12 protein-coding genes are annotated in these 22877 nt (G+C 43.0%); 9 read left to right on the top strand and 3 right to left on the bottom strand.

The features are described from left to right. The first annotated feature begins 26 nt into the window (after window positions 1–26). The 5 genes from uvrA to NT175_04315 all read left to right on the top strand — a co-directional run bounded on the left by uvrA (window position 27) and on the right by NT175_04315 (window position 10435). Window positions 27–2852, top strand: coding sequence for an excinuclease ABC subunit UvrA (gene uvrA / locus NT175_04335; GenBank protein ID MCX6233940.1), 2826 nt, complete (start codon window positions 27–29; stop codon window positions 2850–2852). Between the two features lie 33 nt (window positions 2853–2885). Next, window positions 2886–3968, top strand: coding sequence for a glutamine-hydrolyzing carbamoyl-phosphate synthase small subunit (gene carA, locus NT175_04330; protein ID MCX6233939.1), 1083 nt, complete (start codon window positions 2886–2888; stop codon window positions 3966–3968). Then, window positions 3961–7179 carry a carbamoyl-phosphate synthase (glutamine-hydrolyzing) large subunit gene (carB, locus tag NT175_04325; GenBank protein MCX6233938.1) on the top strand — a complete coding sequence of 1073 codons (3219 nt, stop codon included), beginning with the start codon at window positions 3961–3963 and terminating at the stop codon, window positions 7177–7179. The genes carA and carB overlap by 8 nt, the downstream gene beginning before the upstream one ends. A gap of 110 nt (window positions 7180–7289) precedes the next feature. Next, complete coding sequence (locus NT175_04320) at window positions 7290–8024, top strand: TIGR00730 family Rossman fold protein (protein MCX6233937.1); 735 nt, start codon at window positions 7290–7292, stop codon at window positions 8022–8024. A gap of 38 nt (window positions 8025–8062) precedes the next feature. After that, window positions 8063–10435: an ABC transporter permease gene (locus tag NT175_04315; protein MCX6233936.1), complete on the top strand. Its 2373-nt coding sequence runs from the start codon at window positions 8063–8065 to the stop codon at window positions 10433–10435. Window positions 10436–10578: 143 nt separating this feature from the next. On the opposite strand, the gene NT175_04310 is transcribed toward NT175_04315, so the two are convergent. Together NT175_04310 and NT175_04305 are read right to left on the bottom strand one after the other, a co-directional pair. Beyond that, complete coding sequence (locus NT175_04310) at window positions 10579–11250, bottom strand: hypothetical protein (protein MCX6233935.1); 672 nt, start codon at window positions 11248–11250, stop codon at window positions 10579–10581. 1 nt (window position 11251) lies between these two features. Next, complete coding sequence (locus tag NT175_04305) at window positions 11252–13468, bottom strand: amino acid permease (protein MCX6233934.1); 2217 nt, start codon at window positions 13466–13468, stop codon at window positions 11252–11254. 163 nt (window positions 13469–13631) lie between these two features. Here NT175_04305 and NT175_04300 point away from each other — a divergent pair, with 163 nt between their 5' ends. From NT175_04300 to tnpA, 4 genes are all read left to right on the top strand, one after another. Further along, entirely contained in the window at window positions 13632–15008 is a 1377-nt protein-coding gene (locus NT175_04300) for an IS1380 family transposase (GenBank protein MCX6233933.1), read from the top strand. Between the two features lie 680 nt (window positions 15009–15688). Continuing rightward, the gene (locus NT175_04295; GenBank protein ID MCX6233932.1) at window positions 15689–17926 is read left to right on the top strand and encodes a KamA family protein; all 2238 of its coding nucleotides are present in this window, start codon (window positions 15689–15691) and stop codon (window positions 17924–17926) included. A 153-nt stretch (window positions 17927–18079) separates the two neighbouring features. Then, on the top strand, window positions 18080–18535 hold the full coding sequence (locus tag NT175_04290; GenBank protein MCX6233931.1) for a low molecular weight phosphotyrosine protein phosphatase: 456 nt from the start codon (window positions 18080–18082) through the stop codon (window positions 18533–18535). A 664-nt stretch (window positions 18536–19199) separates the two neighbouring features. Next, a complete protein-coding gene (gene tnpA, locus NT175_04285) occupies window positions 19200–19568 on the top strand; it encodes an IS200/IS605 family transposase (GenBank protein MCX6233930.1) in 369 nt (122 codons plus the stop codon). Between the two features lie 361 nt (window positions 19569–19929). Here tnpA and NT175_04280 read toward each other — a convergent pair whose 3' ends face one another. Beyond that, window positions 19930–22200 (bottom strand): FG-GAP-like repeat-containing protein, encoded by a 2271-nt coding sequence (locus NT175_04280; GenBank protein MCX6233929.1) that lies wholly within the window; start codon window positions 22198–22200, stop codon window positions 19930–19932. Between the last annotated feature and the right edge of the window lie 677 nt (window positions 22201–22877).

Genomic DNA, 22877 nt, shown 5'->3' with positions numbered 1-22877 from the left:
CTCACGTTCCGGGAATATAAAAATTTATGCTACCAAGCGAACCATATTTGGAAATATACGGTGCCCGTGTGCATAATCTTCAGAACATTGACCTGAAGATACCGCGCAATAAGCTGGTGGTGATCACCGGATTAAGTGGCAGCGGAAAATCATCACTGGCATTTGACACCATTTATGCCGAGGGACAGCGCCGATACATGGAAACCTTCTCAGCCTATGCGAGGCAGTTCATTGGTGCTCTGGAAAGGCCCGATGTGGATATGATTACAGGATTAAGCCCTGTGATATCCATTGAACAAAAATCGACCAATAAAAATCCCCGCTCCACTGTAGGAACGATAACTGAAATTTATGATTTCCTCAGGTTGCTTTACGCCCGCATTGCCGACGCTTATTCCTATGTTACCGGGCTGAAGATGGTCCGGTATACGTCTGACCAGATCGTCAATCTCATTCTGGAACATTACAATGACCGTCATGTCATCATTCTCAGCCCCTTGGTGAAAGGCCGGAAGGGACATTACCGCGAGTTATTCGAACAGGTGCGGCGGCAGGGATTCCTGAAAGTCCGCATTGATGGCGAAATCAAGGAAATCACCTTCGGAATGCAGCTCGACAGGTACAAGATCCATGACATTGAAGTGGTCATTGACAGGATAATGGTCAGCGACAGCAACAAAAAGAGGATCATTGAGGCTATACACTTGGGTCTAAAATATGGTAAAGACAGCGTACTGGTCATGGATTCCGATACGCAGGTCACACAACCTTACAGCCGGCAGCTCATGTGCCCCGAATCAGGCATATCCTACAGCGAACCGGAACCCAATACCTTTTCATTCAATTCGCCTTATGGCGCTTGCCCTAACTGCAATGGACTGGGCGTCATTACCGAAATAGACATTGAAAAAATAATTCCCGATCCTTCTAAAAGCATTAAAAAAGGAGGTCTGGCACCTCTTGGAGAATATAAAAATAACTGGATCTATAAACAGATGGAATCCATCGGCGAAAAGTATGGATTCACCCTTGATACACCGATACAGGACATCCCGCAGCACTCTATGAATATTGTGCTTTATGGCTCTGATGAAGTCTTCAAAGTGAAAAATGAATATCTGGGCATCACATCAACCTATTCGCTTAGCTTTGAAGGTATAGCCAATTTTATCGCAAACCAATACGCCCATCTGGAAACAGAAGGATTAAGGAAGTGGGTCACCGGCTTCATGAACAAGATACCCTGCCCTGAATGTAATGGTCACAGGCTGAAAAAAGAATCCCTGCATTTCAAAATCGGTGAAAAAAACATCGCTGACCTGGCCAATATGGATATCATCAACCTCTATCACTGGTTTGATCACATCTTTGATCATTTGGATGAACGTAAATCCAGCATAGCGAGGGAGCTTGTGAGGGAACTCAGGACGAGGATCCAATTCCTGCTGGACGTCGGGCTGGATTACCTCACCCTGAACCGTTCTGCAAGGAGTTTGTCGGGAGGGGAATCGCAGAGGATACGACTGGCCACACAAATCGGGTCGCAGCTTGTCGGCGTTCTCTATATCCTTGATGAGCCCAGCATCGGCCTGCACCAGAGAGACAATCAGCGGCTCATCAGCGCTCTCAGGGATCTGAGGGACCTGGGCAACTCTATACTCGTGGTGGAACATGATAAAGAAACCATTCTTTCGGCTGATTATGTCGTTGACATAGGTCCGGGTGCAGGCAAACATGGCGGACGTATTGTAGCAACGGGGAATCCTTCCGAAATGAAAGATTGTGACTCAATCACATGCCACTACCTCAGCGGGAAAAAAGAAATAGCTATACCGACGAAAAGAAGAGAAAGCAATGGTCATTATCTCATCTTAAAAGGTGCCAGGGGCAACAACCTCAAGGACGTCACTCTGCGTTTGCCACTTGGAATACTTTCCTGTGTCACCGGCGTCTCAGGCAGCGGTAAATCCTCGCTGATCAACGAAACGTTGTACCCCATCCTGAGCAAGAAGTTTTACAGGTCGGATCTGAAGCCTTTACCCTATGGTTCCATTTCGGGTATGGAATACCTCGACAAGGTGATCGAGATCGATCAGTCGCCTATTGGCCGCACACCGCGATCAAATCCTGCAACATATACCGGAGTATTTGATGATATCCGGAAACTCTTTCACCAGCTTCCTGAGTCAAAAATAAGGGGTTATACACCCGGGAGGTTCTCATTCAATGTGAAGGGAGGCCGTTGCGAAACCTGTAAAGGCGCGGGGGTCAGGGTCATTGAAATGAATTTCCTGCCCGATGTGCAGGTGGTGTGCGAAACATGTAATGGCAAACGTTACAACCGCGAGACCCTGGAAGTAAGGTACAAGGGAAAATCCATCAACGACGTGCTCGACATGACCATTGACCAGTCAGTGGAATTCTTCAGTAATATCCCTTCGATCATTCAAAAAATAAAAACCCTCCACGATGTCGGTCTTGGCTATATATCCCTTGGACAGCCCTCTACAACACTTTCTGGGGGCGAAGCACAGCGGGTCAAGCTGGCTGCCGAGCTGTCAAAAAAAGATACCGGCCGCACAATGTATATTCTGGATGAACCCACTACAGGACTGCACTTTGAAGATGTCAAGGTACTGATGGATGTTCTTTTCCGTCTGGCCGATAAGGGCAACACCATCCTGATCATCGAACATAATATGGAGGTCATCAAAATGGCTGATTATATCATTGACATGGGACCTGAAGGCGGCGAACGGGGTGGATTTATCATTGCCGAGGGAACACCCGAAGAAATGAAAGATCATCCAACCAGCTATACAGCCAGATATATCAGGAAAATCTTGAACTGATCTGTTTTTCAGAATAATTTTATCTTTCAATTCATGAACCAAACATTACCAGCCCGGCTTATCCTGGAAGATGGAACGGTATATCACGGACGCTCCTTTGGTGCGTTATACTCTGCAGCGGGTGAAGTAGTTTTTAGCACCGCCATGACAGGGTATCCTGAGAGCCTCACAGATCCATCCTATAAGGGACAGATACTTGTCGCCACCTATCCGTTGATCGGAAATTATGGTGTTCCTGAATACGTATTACGAAACGGGCTGGCTGAAAATTTTGAGTCGGATAAAGTACAGGTCACCGGTCTCATCATTGCCGATTATTCTGATAAATACAGCCATTGGAATGCTTCTGCAAGCCTTTCGGAGTGGCTGACCCGCCAGGGTGTGCCAGCTATCGCAGGCATTGACACACGGGCTCTGACCAGGAAGATCAGAGAGAAAGGAGCCATGCCCGGAAAGATAATTATCGACAGGGATATTGACTTTTATGATCCCAACAAGGATAATCTTGTTGCCCAGGTATCTGCTTCCATAAAAACTGTGTATGGACAAGGATCAATAAGGATATTGCTGGTCGATTGCGGCACCAAGAATAATATCATCCGCTGTTTACTGAAGCGTGACGTCACGGTGATAAGGGTTCCCTGGGATTATGATCCGGCGGGAGAGGATTTTGATGGCGTTTTACTGTCGAATGGTCCGGGTGATCCGGCCCAGTGCACCAAAACCATCGAACACATCAGGAAGTTGTATGCTGCCGGCTATCCAATTTTCGGTATATGCCTCGGATCGCAGCTAATGGCCCTGGCCGCAGGGGCAAGGACCTATAAGCTGAAGTATGGGCACAGAAGCCATAACCAGCCGGTGATCCGGAATGGGACAAAACTGTGCTATATCACATCACAGAACCATGGTTATGCTGTTGAAACATCATCTCTTCCGGAGGAATGGGAATCTTCTTTTACCAACCTGAACGACGGCACATGCGAAGGTATTATACATCGCAGCATGCCTTGGATGGCGGTGCAGTTTCATCCTGAGGCTTCCGCCGGACCGGTAGATACTGAATTTCTTTTTGATGATTTTATCAGGCTGGTTAAACAAAGGAAAAATGGATGAAGGAATAAATAATGTCATAGTGCTGGGTTCCGGCGCACTGAAAATCGGCGAAGCGGGGGAATTTGATTATTCCGGCACCCAGGCTCTCAAGGCGCTGCGCGAGGAAGGCATTCGCACAGTCCTGATAAATCCAAACATCGCCACTGTCCAGACATCCGAGGGGCTGGCCGATAAGATCTATTTCCTTCCGGTCACACCTTTTTTTGTGGAAAAAGTCATCGCTAAGGAAAAGCCCGACAGCATCCTTCTCTCCTTTGGCGGACAGACAGCACTGAACTGCGGCATTGAACTATTCAAAAACGGCATTTTCGAAAAGTATAAAATGAAAGTCCTGGGCACATCGGTACAAGCTATAATTAACACCGAAGACCGTGAACTCTTTGCCCGGAAGCTTGGTGAGATTGACGTCAAAACGCCAAAGAGTGTCGCCGTAAAAAGTGTGCAGGGGGCTCTCACTGCTGCCAACCACCTCGGCTACCCGCTGATCATCAGGTCAGCTTATGCCCTGGGAGGCCTTGGAAGCGGTTTCTGTTCCGATGAAAAGGAACTTTTTGCCCTGGCTGAAAAGGCATTCTCATTCTCAAATCAGGTGCTAGTGGAAGAATCGCTCAAAGGATGGAAGGAGGTGGAATATGAGGTCGTCCGCGACTGTTATAATAATTGTATCACAGTGTGCAACATGGAGAACTTCGATCCTCTGGGTATACACACCGGTGAAAGCATTGTTGTGGCTCCATCACAAACGCTTACGAACCGCGAATACCATAAGCTACGTGAGCTCTCAATCCGCATCATACGGCATATTGGCATTGTGGGCGAATGCAATGTGCAGTTTGCTGTAGACCCGGAGTCGGAAGACTACAGGGTTATTGAAGTCAACGCACGCCTCTCCAGGTCGAGTGCCCTGGCATCAAAGGCCACAGGCTATCCCCTGGCTTTTGTCGCGGCTAAACTGGCACTTGGTTATGGATTATTTGAATTGAAAAATTCGATCACAAAAGAGACTTCAGCTTTCTTTGAGCCGGCACTCGACTATGTTGTTGTTAAGATACCCAGATGGGATCTTGATAAGTTCCGTGGTGTATCACGTGAAATAGGCTCCAGCATGAAAAGCGTCGGCGAGGTGATGGCTATCGGCAGGACTTTTGAAGAAGCTATCCAGAAAGGTCTGCGAATGATAGGCCAGGGTATGCATGGATTTGTCGGCAATAAAGATATTGAAGATATCTTCATCGACAGAGAGCTGGCTATACCCACCGACATGCGCATCTTTGTCATCGCCATGGCGCTTCATAAACAATACAGCATCGACCGGATATATGAACTGACCAAAATCGACCGCTGGTTCCTCGAAAAACTCAGGAACATTTTTGATATCAGAAATGAACTACTTGCATTCCATTCGCTCAGTGCTCTTCCGGATGACCTGCTTCTGACGGCAAAAAAAATGGGATTCTCGGATTTTCAGATCGCCAGATTTATTTTCAGAAGTGACAAAGATCATATCACTGATGACCTGTTGAAGATCAGGCAACACCGAAAGAAGAAAAAGATACTTCCATTTGTCAAACAGATCGACACCATGGCGGCAGAATATCCTGCACAGACTAATTACCTCTACCTCACCTATAACGGCAGCGAGCATGATGTTGAAGTTGACAAGACGAAGAGATCGGTTATCGTATTGGGATCAGGCGCATACCGTATTGGCAGCAGCGTGGAGTTCGACTGGTGTGGGGTAAATGCATTGAATACCCTTAAAAAGGAAGGTTACCAGTCGGTGATGATCAATTATAATCCTGAAACCGTCAGCACAGATTATGATATCTGTGACAGGTTATACTTTGAAGAGCTGACATTTGAACGTGTCATGGACATCATTGATTTCGAAATGCCCGAAGGTGTGATTGTTTCGACCGGGGGACAGATACCCAATAACCTGGCTATGCGGCTCCTGGAGCAGGAGGTGACAATACTCGGCACTTCGCCATTTTCCATTGACAGGGCTGAGAACCGTCATAAGTTTTCAGCCATGCTGGATGAGCTGTCGATCGACCAGCCCCGCTGGAAAGAGCTGTCGGTCATCGATGATGTGCATACATTCGCCAGGGAAGTGGGATTCCCGGTCATTGTGCGACCGTCCTATGTCCTGTCAGGTGCTGCAATGAATGTGGTGTCAAATAAGAATGAGCTCGATCATTATCTTGAACTGGCCACTGAAGTGTCGAAGCAATATCCGGTAGTCGTTTCGCAATTTATTGAAGAGGCCAAGGAGATCGAAATGGATGCCGTCGCCAAGGATGGAGAGATCATCTGCTATGCCATTTCGGAGCATGTAGAGTTTGCAGGTGTCCACTCCGGTGATGCAACGATGCTCTTCCCGCCACAAAAAATCTATGTCGAAACCGTAAGAAGAATTAAAAAAATATCACGTCAGATAGCAGAAACCCTTCAGATATCGGGTCCTTTCAATATTCAGTTCCTCGCCAAAGACAATGATGTCATGGTCATTGAATGTAATCTGAGGGCTTCCAGGAGCTTCCCGTTTATATCGAAAGTGTTGAAGACCAACTTCATTGATATAGCCACACGGATCATGCTCGGCAGACCTGTTGAAAAACCCGATAAATCGCTGTTTGACCTTGATTATGTCGGTGTCAAAGCGTCCCAGTTCTCTTTTGCACGTCTCCAGAAAGCTGACCCTGTGCTCGGAGTTGATATGGTATCAACAGGCGAAGTGGGATGCATCGGCGACAATTATTATGAAGCCATCCTGAAGTCGATGCTTTCGGTAGGATATACGATTCCGCAGCAGGCTGTTCTTTTCTCCAGTGGCCCAACCCGGTCAAAGATCGAACTGCTGGACAGCGCCCGCATGCTGGCTGAAAAGGGTTATCATATCTTTGCCACCGGCGGCACCCATGATTTCTTCACAAAAAACCATTTAGCCTCAACACTTCTTCACTGGCCTGATGAAGATAAAAAACCCAACACTTTGGATTATCTGAAGGCAAGGAAGATCGACCTGGTAATCAACATTCCGAAAAACCTCAGCAAGACAGAACTCGACAATGACTATCGGATTCGTCGTGCAGCGGTCGATTTCAATATTCCGCTCATCACCAATGCGCGGCTGGCCGGGGCATTTATTTATTCCTTCTGCAAGGTGGATTTGAAAGATTTATCCATCTCAAGCTGGGATGAATATTGAACAGTTCTGTGATTCCTCTGCGCCCTCTGCGATAAAATACAAAACCATCCCTCGCCTGGTCAGCTTCGATAAAAATATTGAATACATTTGCATTATAAATACCTTGCATTATGATTGACAAGAATAGTGATGATATTTATTTGACCAGTGAGGATCACATCAGGGAAGCTATCACGCCAAAGAACTGGAATGAGATCAAAACTACCGATGCGTGGTCGGTGTTTAAAGTCATGGCTGAGCTTGTCGACGGATTTGAGAATCTGGCTAAAATCGGCCCCTGTGTTTCGATTTTTGGTTCAGCAAGGGCAAAACCCACCAACAAATATTACCGCATGGCCGAGGAAATGGCTTACCTGCTGGTTAAGAAAGGCTTTGGCGTCATCACCGGCGGAGGCCCCGGCATCATGGAGGCTGCCAACAAGGGCGCTCATTTTGCGGGAGGTAAATCGGTCGGATTAAATATTGAACTGCCTTATGAGCAGGTACCCAATCCTTTTATCGACCCGGATAAATACCTTTCGTTCCATTATTTCTTTGTCCGTAAAGTCATGTTCATGAAATATGCACAGGGGTATATCGTTATGCCGGGAGGATATGGCACTCTGGATGAGATGTTTGAAGCCATCACACTGATACAAACCCATAAGCTGGTCAAATTCCCCATCGTCATGGTTGGCAGGGAATACTGGAGCGGCCTCATCAGCTGGCTTAAAGAAAAACTGCTGGCTGACAACAAGATTTCCCCTGAAGATCTGGAGATATTCCAGCTTGTGGATACAGCCGATGAGGCAGTCAAATGCATTGAGGAATTCTATAATAAATATGCACTGAAGCCAAATTTCTGAGAGGGAGGGAAATGAAGAATGAAAAATGAAAAATTATAATGTTTTTCCATTATTTTAAGGTTGCCCTTCGCCATTTATTGAGAAATAAATTATTCTCAGTCATCAACATTGTTGGTCTATCCATTGGCATTGCCGCGGCTATCCTTATCCTTTTATATATCTTCAATGAATTCTCCTATGATCGCTTTCATGAGAACAAGGACCGGATATACCGTGTCCTGGTCAAACAGGACAGGGCTGAAAGCAGTGACATAACCGCCATTGCCACGGCTGGTATTGGACCGTCGATGAAAGAAGAACTTCCTGAAGTAGAAGATGTGGTGAGACTCTCCAGTCCTTCAGGTGGTTATCTTACTTCACAGAATACCAATTATGACATTGCCCGAATTGTATATGCCGATTCATCATTTTTTGATGTTTTTTCTTTTCACCTTATCTCAGGTAATCCCAAAACAGCGCTGACCGAGCCATATTCACTGGTTATCACACAAGAAACCGCACACAGGATATTTGGAGATAAAGGTGCACTGAATGAAATGGTAACCCTTGACGGGAAAAATCCGCTCAGGATAACCGGCATCATCGAGAATCCACCTGCCAATTCACAGCTGCAGTTTGAAGCATTGATAGCCTTCAGCACACTGTATAAAATGCCTGATATGTTTCTCGACTGGGATGGTGGTTGGAATTATTATACGTTTGTGGCTCTGAATAATCAGGCCAACACCGAGCAGTTGGCAACAAGGTTTCCGGATTTCATGGAGAGGCATATAAATGTCAAATACAAGCAATATGGTGTTATTCTCAGCCTGATGCTGGAACCCTTGACGAAGGTGCACCTTTTTTCAATTGCCGATTATGACAGCGACACCAAAGGCGATCTGCCGACTATCATCATTTTTTCCGTCATCGCTGTGTTCATCCTGCTGATAGCCTGCATTAACTTTATGAATCTGTCTACAGCACAATCTGTGTACAGGGCCAAAGAGGTGGGGATGCGGAAAGTTGTTGGTGCGACCAAGTCAGAGATCATCAAACAATTTCTTGGCGAATCATTGGTCATCAGTTTCCTGTCATTCATTCTGGCATTGGCCATGGTAAATCTCGCAATGCCATGGTTCAATATGCTCACTAATACCCGATTAGATCTTTTCCATTCATCAAATATATTCCTCATCCCCTCTCTTGCCGCCCTGATTGTGATCACGGGGGTCATTGCCGGCAGTTATCCTGCCTTTTACATGACCCGGTTCCAGCCGACAAGAATCATAAAAGGTGTTTTTACTTCTGCCAAAGGAAAGCTTGTCATAAGGAACCTGTTGGTTATTTTCCAGTTCATTATTTCATCAGCATTGATCCTTTCCACTTTAGTCATCTTCACCCAGACCAGGTTTCTGAAAACCAAGCCTTTGGGTTTCCAGAAACAGAATATAATCCTGATCCCTTTATACAGTGAAAAGGTCAGGGAAAAATATGAGGTCGTTAAAAACGCCTTTCGAACCGTACCCGGTGCGATAGATGTGGGTGCCACGACCGGCGTGCCGGGACATGGGCTCACGATGAACGGATATCTCCCTGAAGGAATGAAAGAACCGATTATGATTCATGTGATGGATGTGGATGCGAATCTACTGGATGTTCTGGAAATACCTGTTGTCAAAGGCAGGGGATTTTCAAGGGAATCTGAAGCTGATAAAAAGGCCTTCCTCATTAATGAAACCCTTGCCCGGCAACTGAACTGGGATGATCCCACAGGTAAGAATATCATGCGGGACGGTATTCATAAAGTGATTGGCATGGTGAGGGATTTTCACTTCTCCTCACTACACTCACCTATAGGGCCTCTTATCATCACCATGGAGCCCTGGTCAGGCTATGAATATCTGGTAGTCAAGACCGGTGGGACCGATATAGAAAAAATGATTGGCGCACTTGAGCAGGAATGGAAGTCGGTTGCACCATTTGAACCCTTTAATTATCAGCTCCTTGAAGACTACATCCGCGAAGGGTATTCAAATGAAGACTTTTTCGGGAAGACCATATTCTGGTTTGCTGTGCTGGCTGTGTTCATCGCTTGTCTGGGATTACTGGGTCTGGTGGCTTTTGCGGCAGGGCGCCGCCGCCGTGAGATCGGATTGAGAAAAATCTTCGGTGCCGGCATCACCACTATCGTACTGAAAATTTCTGTTGAATTTGCCATACTGGTCATTATCGCCAACATCATAGCCTGGCCTTTGGCGTGGATCATAATGAATAAATGGCTGCAGAACTTCGCTTTCAGAATAGGATTCCAGCCTTGGATATTCATTGTTACATTACTATTGACACTGTTAATTTCCTGGTTGACTGTCATCTATCTGACCAGCAAGCTGGCGCGGACAAATCCGGCTGAGGTGATTAAATATGAATAAGAAACACTTCTGACTATCATTTTCACGGATGCCATCTTTTTGAAAGATGTCATCCTGAATGGAACGGATGGCATCTCTCCCAGAGATGACATCCGTGAGCTATAAGAGACTGATGTTTCATATTAGAAAGAGAAATTGATAATTTATACATTGTCGGACTTTTCCTCATCCAAAAACTTTTCAAAATTTTTAATGAATTTTTTACCACCAATAGTAACAATAATGATGGTTATACAGCCAAGGGTAATGATGATCGTGGCGAATCCAATGATGACGATTTCTTTAGCCACATCAAGAACAACCAGTGCCATCGCAGCAAAAAACACAATCAGCACACTCTTGACGAAACGTGAGATAAGAGATGAACGTGGGATAGCTTCACGGTGCAAAGTCTTAAGAACTGATCTTGCAGCCCAGGATGCGATAAACCAGCCGATTCCGAAGACGAACAAGGCTATTAATATCTTCGGTAGAAAAAGTATACCCTTACTCAGAAGATCTGCCAATATGGTCAGCTTCCAAACAATTATGGCATTATCGACGAAAATTAAAAAAATAATCAGAAAACCAAAATTGCCAATTAAATTATTAAATGTATAACGTATATCGGCTTTAACAAAATCACTACCCCAGCGATATCGCATAAATAGACGCTCCAGCTTTAATATGATGGCCAGCTGTATAAGCAAACGCTTGACGATCCAACCCAGAATCCAACCTATTATCACCAATAAAATCCCGCCAAGTAAATTCGGCATGTACTCAATAAAGGTATTGGTCAAACCTAAAAACTGATCACGTAAACTGTCTTTCATATCAGGTTTCTCCTATTGTTTTATGTTGTATAAAAAGAGAACTCATAAATGATCTTTTTTTCTCATATTCTTTAAGCCACAGAACCGGACAAGGCACCTGTTCAGTGATATCCCGTATCAGCGAGTTGACAAAAAATAACTCGATAAAAACCCCAGTCCTGCCACCCATTACCAACAAATCAGTATGCTGGGCTGCTATCAGAATGCCATTCAGAATGTCTTCATCCGTTATCACATCAATCTGTGCCTGAAGTTTATTCTCCCTTATCAGTTCATTAATTCTGTCAATTTTCTTCTGACGTTCAGCAGCAGTTGTTTTAGGACTAAAAACAATGGCGATGGTTAATCTTGCATTGAAATAGTCAACCAATGCAGGTGCCATTTCCAGAGCCAGTCGAGTATGTGCGTCATCGTTAAAAGGGATCAAAATGTTGCGGATATTTCCGGGAATGATACTTCCATGAATAACCGCTACTTCGTTTGTAGACTTTTGCAGTACAGTGTCGAGGACCAATGAAAAGATCTGTTCAGGGACACTTGTTTTTTTCTTCCGGCCGGTCAAAATGAAATTGCAATTTTCTTCCACTGCCGTATCCAAAATTCCCTGCGAGATCCTGTGCGAAATCTTGATGACGGATTTTGCAAATATGCCTGCTTCTTCAGCCATACGTTCTGCTTCATTAAGGAGTTTTTTAGCAGGTTCCAATTCTGTCTGATCAGGACTAAGCCTCACTCCCTCAGGCAATTCAATCACATACAAAAAAATAATTTTGGCATCATACTTTTTGGCAAATGCAAATGCAATGGTTGTCAGACTATTTAAAGTTTTCTGACTCGACAGACAGACCAGGATGCTGTATTCTTTTTTGAGTATCCTATCGAGGATATTCACTTTACGGATATGTTCTACCTCCCTGTGTGCAGCGTAAAAGCGATATACAACAAATCCAATGGTTATCCATATTCCCGCAACGATCCAGGCTATCAGACTATAATTGAACATATAAACAGCCAGGAACAGCAGCATCAGAATACCTGCTATAGATAATACCGGGAATAAAGGCACTTTGAAACCCCTGTCCAGGTCAGGGCGTTGTTTACGCAGACGTATCATAGCCAGGTTAACCTGCAGGAACAATAACAGGAACATAATATCAGCGGCGCTTGCCACAACTTCAATAGGCAAAGAAATTGCCATAAAGACAATTATTACCAATGACACAAGAATACTCCAGTGAGGCGTAAAATTTTTAGCATGAACTTTACTGAAAAACGAAGGAAAATTACGGTCACGGCCCATGGCAAATGCCACACGCGATGAGGAGTATATGGTGGCATTCAGGGCCGACATTGTGGAGATCAGACCACCAACAAGGATCATCACACCTCCACCAATAAAGAAATTCCGGGCAACATTAACCAAGGCAATCTCTTTCTGTTTTGCCAGGTAATCCCATGGTGCCATGCCCTGGGGAGAAACTGCGCCCAGTGCAACAAAAGCTACAAGTAAATAAATTGGTATCACGATCAATAATGAAAGAAAGACTGCCCTGGGGATATTCTTTTTTGGATTTTTAATCTCCTCCGAACTCTGGGCAATCACTTCAAATCCCTGAAAGGCAATGAATGTCAGCCCCATAGCCTTAAAAACACCACCAACACCTTGTGGCAAAAAAGGGTGAAATATCGCCTGCCAGTCACCTTGTCGCAGAATCAATTCTAATCCAAATCCTACAAAAATGAGAAGGATTATGATTTTGGTTATAGTCACCAGATTACCAATTTTTCCTGTTTCTGACGCACCGCGGAAATTAATATATCCAAAAAGTAATGCCGCACTCATGGCTAAAATCTTCTGAGGGGAAAGAAAACCCCATTGCGGAAGCGTTACAGAAAGTTCATGTAAAACATGTTCAAAGTAAGCTCCAAAACCGATGGCATAAAGACTGCATGCTACAGCATGTGCGAACCAGCTCATCCATCCAGAAATAAAACCATTCCATTTGGGTAATCCTTCTTTTACCCATAGATATCCACCACCGGCGTCATGATAGCAAGATCCGAGTTCAGCATAAGACATCGCAGTGAGTAATGCAACTATCCCATTTAAGATAAAAGTGAGTAATAATCCTGGCCCGGCAACCCCGGCAGCTATACCGATCAGTACAAAGATACCTGCTCCAATCATTGCCCCAACACCTATCATGGTGGCATCCATTAAGCTCATATTTTGGGCCAGTCGTACCTCTGTCTCAAAATGTTTCAAAACCAACCTCCAGTTTTAACCTGGATAATTCACAAAATTAAAAAAAGTGGGGATAATTTTTGTTATCTCATTGATAATGAATATCTTTGAGTCGCAAAACAATCAACTATCCCCTATGCATAAAATTACTTCAATAAAAGCAATCGGCAAGCAAAAATCGGTAGATTTTTTGCTTCCCTCCCTTTTTAATCTATCGAAATTTAACAGGAAGAAAGTTGAAGTCCGCTTCAATTTTGAGCAGGTCTCAAATGATGGAGGCTTGTTGTTACTCAATGAGGTTGATAACCAGATTGGACTTATTGGCAATCTGGCGGCATGTATCAACGATAAGCGTCACCAGGGATACGTGAAGCATAGTATAGAAGCTATGCTCAGACAACGCATCATGCAGATAGCCGCCGGATATGAAGACGGCAACGATTGTAACACCCTGCGAAATGATGGCATTCTGAAAATATGTTCAAAGCAGGAGCAATCACTTGCAACCCAACCCACGATGAGTCGGTTTGAGAATCAGTTGGGCGGGAAAGAACTATACAATATGGCCAAAGCATTTGTTGATCAGTTTATTGCTTCTTACACAAGCCAACCCGAAGCAATTATCTTAGACTGCGATGACACAAGCGCATTAACATACGGACAGCAGGAACTGGCCTTGTTCAACACATATTATGGCGACAATTGCTATATGCCACTGCACATATACGAGGGATTATCCGGCAAGTTGATCACCACCATCCTTAAGCCCGGGCGCAGGAGCAAAAGTGTAAATGTGTTCGCTATTACGCGAAGGCTGATTGATTATCTGCGGCAATACTGGCCTAAGACAATCATTATCCTGCGTGGCGACAGTCATTTTTGCTCAAAAGAATTTATGGATTGGGCAGAGGGTGAAAACAACGTTGAGTTTATTACCGGCCTTGCCGGCAATGCGGTGCTGAACCAAAACGCTATGATAACCATTGAAAGTGCGCAACGCGAATACAACTCTTGCGGCAAGCCTATAAAGAGGTATCATTCTTTTGAATATCAAGCCAACACATGGGAACACCCACAACGGGTAGTTGTCAAGGTTGAAGTGAACAGTATGGGAACCAATATCCGCTATATTACAAGTAGCATGCGATGTATCAGGACGAAAGCGCTGTACGAAAATGCCTATTGTGCCAGGGGAGCAGCCGAGTTGCGTATTAAAGATCACAAAACATACCTACTTTCCGATCGCATGTCATGTAGCAGTTTTTTGGCCAACCAATTCCGCTTGTTTATGCACTCTGCCGCATATGTGCTTATCCACACCCTTCAAAAAGAGGTGCTTACAGGTACAGAGTATTGCAAGGCAACAATGAAAACCATACAGCTCAAACTGATAAAAGCAGCAGCCCGGGTTAAAATACTGAAAACCAAAGTACAAATCGAATTACCTGCAGAGTTTTATAGTAAATGGGCATTCGAGAGATGTTTCAGGCTGTTTGAGGTAATACGGGTTTAAATATTGAACACAGATTGTCGTTCTTTAACATGCTGACCCACAATGCAATATTCACAAACTAAGTTTATAAGCCAGAAACTGACCGGGAAAAGTATGCACGCTCACTTGATTACACCTCCGAAAATCCCTACTAATCAGGAAAAACCAAAATGAAATGCGTATAGAATATGCATTATTGCCAGATTTAATCCTAACTTTGGTCATGAACTATAGTTTGTGAATTAATCAGGTTAAGTGGTTTTACCATCCTTTATCTGATAAAGTCAAGCCAGAATGATCATAATTTTTAATATCCCAATCTCAATTATGCCCCAATTACTCTGAATATTTAAATTCCTGGTAATCTTTTTATTATGATATCTCAAACTTCTTCGCTGTAAATTTAACACATGGGATCGTGAAAAGCAACTGATAAATCATGATTTGTAAAATTAAAAAAAACAGAACAATAGATACTAATCTGATAAATCAATTCTGTTTACTAAACTGAAAAAGATTCCTGATTTTCACACCGTCACGTCAAGACACTTAACAGAATATTCAATATATTTTGTTTAGTATAAAATTTGGGAAATTGTTAAAAAAATTGTATTTTACCAACAACAGAAAACGTAAAAAACGTTTTATTAAACAGAGACAATAATGAAATCACTATGATCCCTGAAAACTTTAGAAATGACATGAAAGAGAGAATCACCCATGTAAGGGATTCATTTGAAGAGAGTGATTCCTTAGACCGGATTTCCATCAGTATTAAAGCACATCGGCTGTTGAAACAATTGTTGGAGGAGAATCCGCTGATAGAACGATTTTTAGAGGAAACAGATAATGTGGAGGATTTCAGGAACCGGATAAGAAAATGGGTATTATCATCTGTCGAAAATAATAGAATAGTTCATCAGATTTATAAAGATAAAGCTAATCTATCTGGCGTATATCATAAACTGGGCTGGCAGGATATAGCGGCTATCCGTCTGCTTGACTACCTCGACCATGCAGGGAATTCTTATGTTGACCTGAATCTTCATGGATTAAAGGTAAAAAATACACCGTTTAAGTTCATCTACCTGGCTTACAAAGATGGCACAGGAGGTGCTTCCCCGGCGTTTTTTAAAGATATGATCGAGCTGTTTCATCAATTTATGGGCACAAAAATACGGGTCATGCCCTCTAAAAAGCGGGTCATGGATTGGATGGAACGTTATCCCTCCGGTATGCATCCGGCTATTGTCAGGATGCGGCTAAAAAACCGGGAGCGGATAATCAACATCATTATCGACAGGGTTGACAAAGGGTTATCTTTTCACCCGAAGTACATCTTTGAAAATGGAATGTCGTACCAGGCAAAGTTCGAAAAGGTTTTAGATTGGTGGAATGACTGGCAGTTTCATTTATCCTTTGCGATACGCTCATCAAATCTTCTTAACGAAATGCTTGACAACTCGCTTGATAGCTCAACTATGTCAATCCTCAGGGATGCAGAGCTAAAAGGTATTCCTATCTTTGTAAATCCTTATTATCTTTCATTATTAAATGTCAAAGCTCCTGACTTTGCCGTTGGAGCAGACATGGCCATACGCAGTTATGTATTTTATACACGTCAATTAATCAATGAATTCGGAAAGATTGTGGCATGGGAGAAGGAGGATACCGTCAGACCTGATCAACCTAATGCTGCAGGATGGCTTCTACCTGATTATCATAATGTACATCGTCGTTATCCTGAAGTTGCTATCCTGATCCCTGACACAATTGGCAGGGCCTGCGGCGGTTTGTGTGCCTCATGCCAACGTATGTATGATTTCCAGAGTGGACACCTCAACTTTGAAATGGATGAACTTCGGCCTAAAGAAACATGGCCTATAAAATTAAAACGATTGCTGAAGTATTTTGAAACAGATTCTCAGATTCGTGATATCCTGATCACAGGAGGTGATGCGTTGATGAGCCGCGATATGTCATTGAAGCTTATTTTTGATGCAATTTATGAAATGGCAGAGCAAAAAAAGAAAGCAAATAAGAATCGGAAAAATGGAGAGAAATATGCTGAAATACTTAGGATTAGGCTTGGAACCCGTTTGCCTGTTTACCTGCCTCAACGCATAACGCCTAAGTTGATCAAAATTCTTTCTGATTTTCGTAACAAAGCCTCTTCAATAGGAATACGCCAGTTCTTTATTCAAACCCATTTTGAATCACCAATGGAAGTCACTCCAGAGTCGAAGGAGGCGATAAGAAAGCTGATATCAGCAGGATGGCATGTCACAAACCAACAGGTATATACTGCAAGTACTTCACGAAGAGGACATACCATTAAGTTAAGAAAAATCCTTAATGATATTGGTGTACTGCCCTACTATACTTTCACTGTTAAAGGATATGCAGAAAATTACAGCAATTTCGTCAATAATGCCAGGATTGTACAGGAACAACAGGAAGAAAAGGTATATGGTAAACTCCCCGATGACATTGTCAAATCGTTGGGGGAATTTTTAAATGATCCTGCAGGGATTCATAAAAGCCTGAACGAAATAAGAACATCATTCGATTTACCCTTTATTGCTACTGACAGAAATGTTCTGAATCTTCCAGGCGTTGGAAAAAGCATGACCTTCCGTGTTATAGGGATAACACATGATGGCAGGAGAATACTAAAATTTGACTATGATCATACCAGAAACCATAGCCCTATTATTGAACAAATGGGAAAGGTCATTATCATTGAATCCAAATCAATAAGTGACTACCTCCAACAGCTTGATGAAATGGGTGAAAACTTAAACGAGTACGAGAACATCTATGGTTATTCTCTTGGTGAAACTGAGATCAGACTACCGATATATGATTACCCATTCTATGATTTTGAAGTTACACCCCATTATACTAATCTTTGTTTATCACAAGATAGTATCAATTAACATGTTGTTATAAGCAAGGAACTTAAAGTAAGATAATAAATCATTTTATCAAAGACAGGTGTGCGACTCATACTATCTGAATAAAATAATCGTTGTAGCCATCGAACTCGATAAATTATCTTTAATTTTATCTTCACATTAATTCAATTCTCTATGAAAATTCTTTTTGTCAGCCATAATAACGATTGTACATCACCACTCGCCGTTGGAATCCTTAAAGAAAAACTCAGGCAAACCCATAAAACTGCCATCATTGATTCAGCCGGATTCGAGCCTCATCTCATCGGTGACGGTGCGGGACAGGATATAATTAAATATGCCAGTGAAAAGGGCATCGATATTTCCGGACATGTAATCCGACTTTTCTCAGCTCAGGATTTCGACAACTTTGATAAGATTTATGTCACAGATTATCGGACATTAAAAGATGTTAAATTTTATGCGAGAAATGAAAATGACAAAAAGAAAGTCGACTATCTCATGAATGTATTATTACCTGGACATAATAAAGCTGTGCCATACCCACACGGACGAAATCAAGAAGATTTTGATGCAACATTTAATCTCATCGACAAAGCCTGCAAGAAAATTGCAGATACAATAGATTGATAATGATTAATACAACTGGTATTAATAACATGAATTAAAGATGAGAATCAAAAACGATTCTCCCCCATGATCATGCACGTCCCCTAGGGACGAAATATAAAATTTCATTTAGGCAACAATATGTTCTCTCATAAATTATATCCCGTCCCAACGGGACTATAAATTATGGGGGATCCTGTTTCTACCGATATATTGTCCCTACGGGACAGATGCGAATTGCAATTGACAAACCTTTGAATTTATTATTTACGAGAAAACGTTAAATATTTCATCCTCCAATAATTCCGAAAGGATTAAAATCGATTGGACTTTATTGGCAATTCCAAAACCGCAGTCCCGTCAGGGACATGATATCGTCAGAAATCGCCACACCCTCGATTAGCGCCGTCCCGTTAGGGACGTAATATTGGTAGAAAACAATATACCCCGAATAATAGTAGTCCCTTTAGGGACGCAATATCGGAAATGTTTTCGCCCCAATCATTTTTGTTTCGTATGGGACATAAATATTTACGAAATTATTTATATTTTCACAAACCATTTCAATCAATATCGCAATCATAATATTTCAATCATGACGAACACATACACACAAATTCACATACATGTGGTTTTTACGGTCCAAAATAAAATCTCATGTATTTAACCAGGATGGAAGGATGAATTGTTCAAATATATTACTGGCATTATTCAGAACAACGATCATAAACTATTAGCTATCAATGGCATGCCTGACCATATTCACATTCTTGTTGGGTTCCGGCCACATCAGTCATTATCCGATCTCATGAAGGATGTTAAAGGGAGCTCATCTCGATGGATTAATGAGCAAGGGTTTGTCAAAGGTAAGTTTACATGGCAGGAAGGTTATGGCGCATTTTCATACAGTAAATCACATATTCCGGCCGTGATAAAATATATTCATGAGCAGGAGAGGCATCACCTCAAAAAGACCTTTCTCGAAGAATATCGTGAGCTTTTGAAAAAATTCAATATTGAATTCGATGAACGGTATTTGTTTAAATCAATTTGATTGAATCATATACCGTTGGAATTTGACAGGATATTTTCCCGAGGATTTATCGTTTATATCCTGTCCCCACGGGACTTTAAATATTGGGGGGGATCCCTTTTTTCTACCGATATATTGTCCCTACGGGACAAATGCGAATTGTAATTGACAACTATTGGAATTTTTTATTTGCAGGAAAATGCAAAATGTCTATTTCTCCAATAATTCCTCTAAAAAAATAAAAAATCGATTGCCCATTGTTTATTTATGCAACAACACCGTCCCGTTAGGGACGTAATATCGGCAGAAACAATGGATATGCAGAATCATTTTTGAGTCCCGTAGGGACGAAATATTGGTTCCATCAGACCCTCTCCCTTCTCTATTTCATGATAATTTTTCCCCCACCTGCCTTCACTCCGTCCATCACTAAATAAATAAAGTAAACTCCCGGCTTCAATCCGGACGCATCTATTTGCATCTCGCCCTGATCCCTGCCGACGTCAATGACTTTCACCTCACGTCCAAAAACATCACTGACATGCAGTTCACTGCTTTTAGCCTGAGACATACCATCGAGGATGACGGTAATGATATTTCCGGCAGGATTTGGAAACACTTTCATCGTGATTGCAGCAGTTCCCGTTTTCTCCTCCATATCAGCCGGTGATGGCGTAACTCCTTTATACAAGGCCACACCACCTGCCCAGTTGCCGATGATCATGTCGGGGTATTGATCGCTATTATAATTAAATATAGTTACACCTGTCCGGTAACCTTCGCTGATGTATAACAGATGGGGATCGACAAGTGTGAACTGACCATCAAGGTTCCCGTCAATGTCTTTGTAATAAAAGATGCCACCGAATTCAGATCCGACAAAGAGGCGGTATTCTCCATTCATATCAAAGAAACAGGGTACACTGTAACCAGCAAGAGAGAGGTTGGGATTGTTCACATCGACACCACCGAGCTTGCCGGTGATGAAAGTAAACAGTGGATCCTGGGCTGTGCCTGTGTTGGCATAGAAACTTAATGTGCCCTCCTTGTTACCGATCACCAGGTCGACCAATCCATCCCTGTTCAGGTCGATGAGCTGCGGTGTGCTGTAGTGACCAACATCGATGTTCTGGTAATTTTGAACAAGTCGTGCAAAAACAGGAGTATTCCCCTGCCCTGCCAGATTTTCGAAATAATACAGAGTTCCATCAGCATTGCCAACCAGCATATCGGCATCATTGTCACCGTCCAGGTCGGCCATAGCCGGACAGGCACCCTGTATACTCAGTGAGGCAATTTCGGCAAAGTCACTGTTGATCAGCTTATACGCTGGAGCACCTGCGGTGCCGGTATTTTTAAAATATGCTATCTGCGAACGATAAATAAAATAGAGGTATCCAAAAGAATAGTATGTTGAATCGAGATAACCGAAATTACCGATGAGGAGGTCCTCCAAACCATCACCGTCGACATCATACACTACCGGATATGCGCCGCCGCCCACATCAATCATTTCGCCCTGGAGAAAATCATTCTGATAATATTCAAAAATCGGCGATGTGTCGGTGCCGGTATTTTTATATAACCATACACTCTGGTAATTTTCTGCCCTGTCGTATGATGGATCCGATGGTGATACAATAAGGTCTTTTATACCGTCATTATCAAGATCAAGATACTGCGTTGCCGGCAATGACATCAGGTCAACAGGGCGTGTACGCGTGTTTGAGATCTTGTATTTAGTATTTGGAATTTGTTTGGAATTTGGTATTTGGAATTTGGTATTTGACGGAAAAAGTGTATCCTGACTAATCATGTACGCCGAATCTGCCGTGCCTCCATTGATCAGCCCGACCAGATTTGGGTAATCCACATCACCAATGATGACATCTTTATCTGCATCGCCATCCAGATCAATGGCCAGAAGTGATGAGCCGGAATGCCGGTTGCCACCATCAGGTGGAATATAAGAATCCTCATCCTGGCCGCAGGAAATATTCAGAGTCAGTACATTGGAAGCTTCACTCTCCTCAAAGTAGCCCCAGCACTCCGCAGTCAAGATGAAATCCAGGCTATCGCAATTGCCGTATTTCTCCATAGAGAGATTTTTATGATAATTGACATATTTGCCCAGTGTCCAGAAATTCAGGATATCCATGTCGCCGTCACCATCAATATCTGTAAAGGCAGGGTAATCATCCACCAGGGCAAAAAGGTTCACATATCCGTTGTAATAAAAGCTGTATAAGATAGATTCCACCATCTCAAACTTTAAATCACAGCAATCCGATACATTCTTGTAGACTCTTATTCCGCCTGTTGTATAAGTAAAGATATCCTCAAGGCCATCGCAGTTATAGTCGACGAGGTTGACCCAGTCATGAAGGTAAGGGAATTTAATGATGTATTCCGGAGCATAGGTATATTGGCTACCCAAGCATTTGGTGTTATTAATAAAGGGCATGATCCTGTTCCCGTGGCGGTCAAAAACGAGAAGGTCTTTAATGCCGTCACGGTCTAAATCGATTTCTGAAAACTGGCAGGAGTTCATTCCTCCTACCCAGGGCTGGGTGAACAGATCACCAAGGCTGTCATAAACAGGAATCGTAAAATCCCTGATGAATCCAAAGTCATTCAGGTCTTCCCGGCTCAAAGGGGCAGTGTGATTTATTTGACTTTGAGATAGAAAAGGAATCCACAGTAATAGGCAAAGCAAAATATCCTTCATATTATCTCAGTATTTAAACGATACGACGAAGTTATGAATAATAGCGTTTTACACCATCAGCCCTATTGATGTACTTTTGCGTGTCTCCAGTCTTTCAACGGGATAAACTCCAGAAAGTACGAAAGAAAAGAACAGCCTGGTTTTTCTGCTATCCACTATGGGATTGATTCCAATCCAAAGACAGGAGAAATGATGAGTCTGATTCATACCCCAAGAAAGCTTCTTTTTTTTATGCTCGGGCCGCAAGGCCTCGTTATGGTTTCGCAACTGGGAGGCTCCCTCGTCGCTGCGCTCCTCAGTCCGCTTCCCTAGGTTGCTCCACCATAACTGGTAATAAAAAAGATTTTTTACCCTTCTCCGGGTAATTCATCATTTAAGCCATTTTTGGATGCGGTTGCCAATAAACCAGCCTCAATGATGCTTATTAATCATTTCTTCTGATGAAGGTGGAAGCAGCATCATTTCAAAAAATTTCAACCATCGCATAAGCGACCTTGACTGGTGCGGTGCCCAGCCTGCAAACCCTAAGGCATTTAAAAGGATACCGACTCATCAAAATATTATTTAGTCTTAAAATCTTTTAACAGTCAGGGTTGTTAAAT

It is taken from the genome of Bacteroidota bacterium (genome assembly GCA_026391695.1).
GTDB lineage: Bacteria > Bacteroidota > Bacteroidia > Bacteroidales > JAGONC01 > JAPLDP01.
Note: the sequence above shows the minus strand (reverse complement) of the source record. Positions and strands in the feature narration are given on the sequence as shown.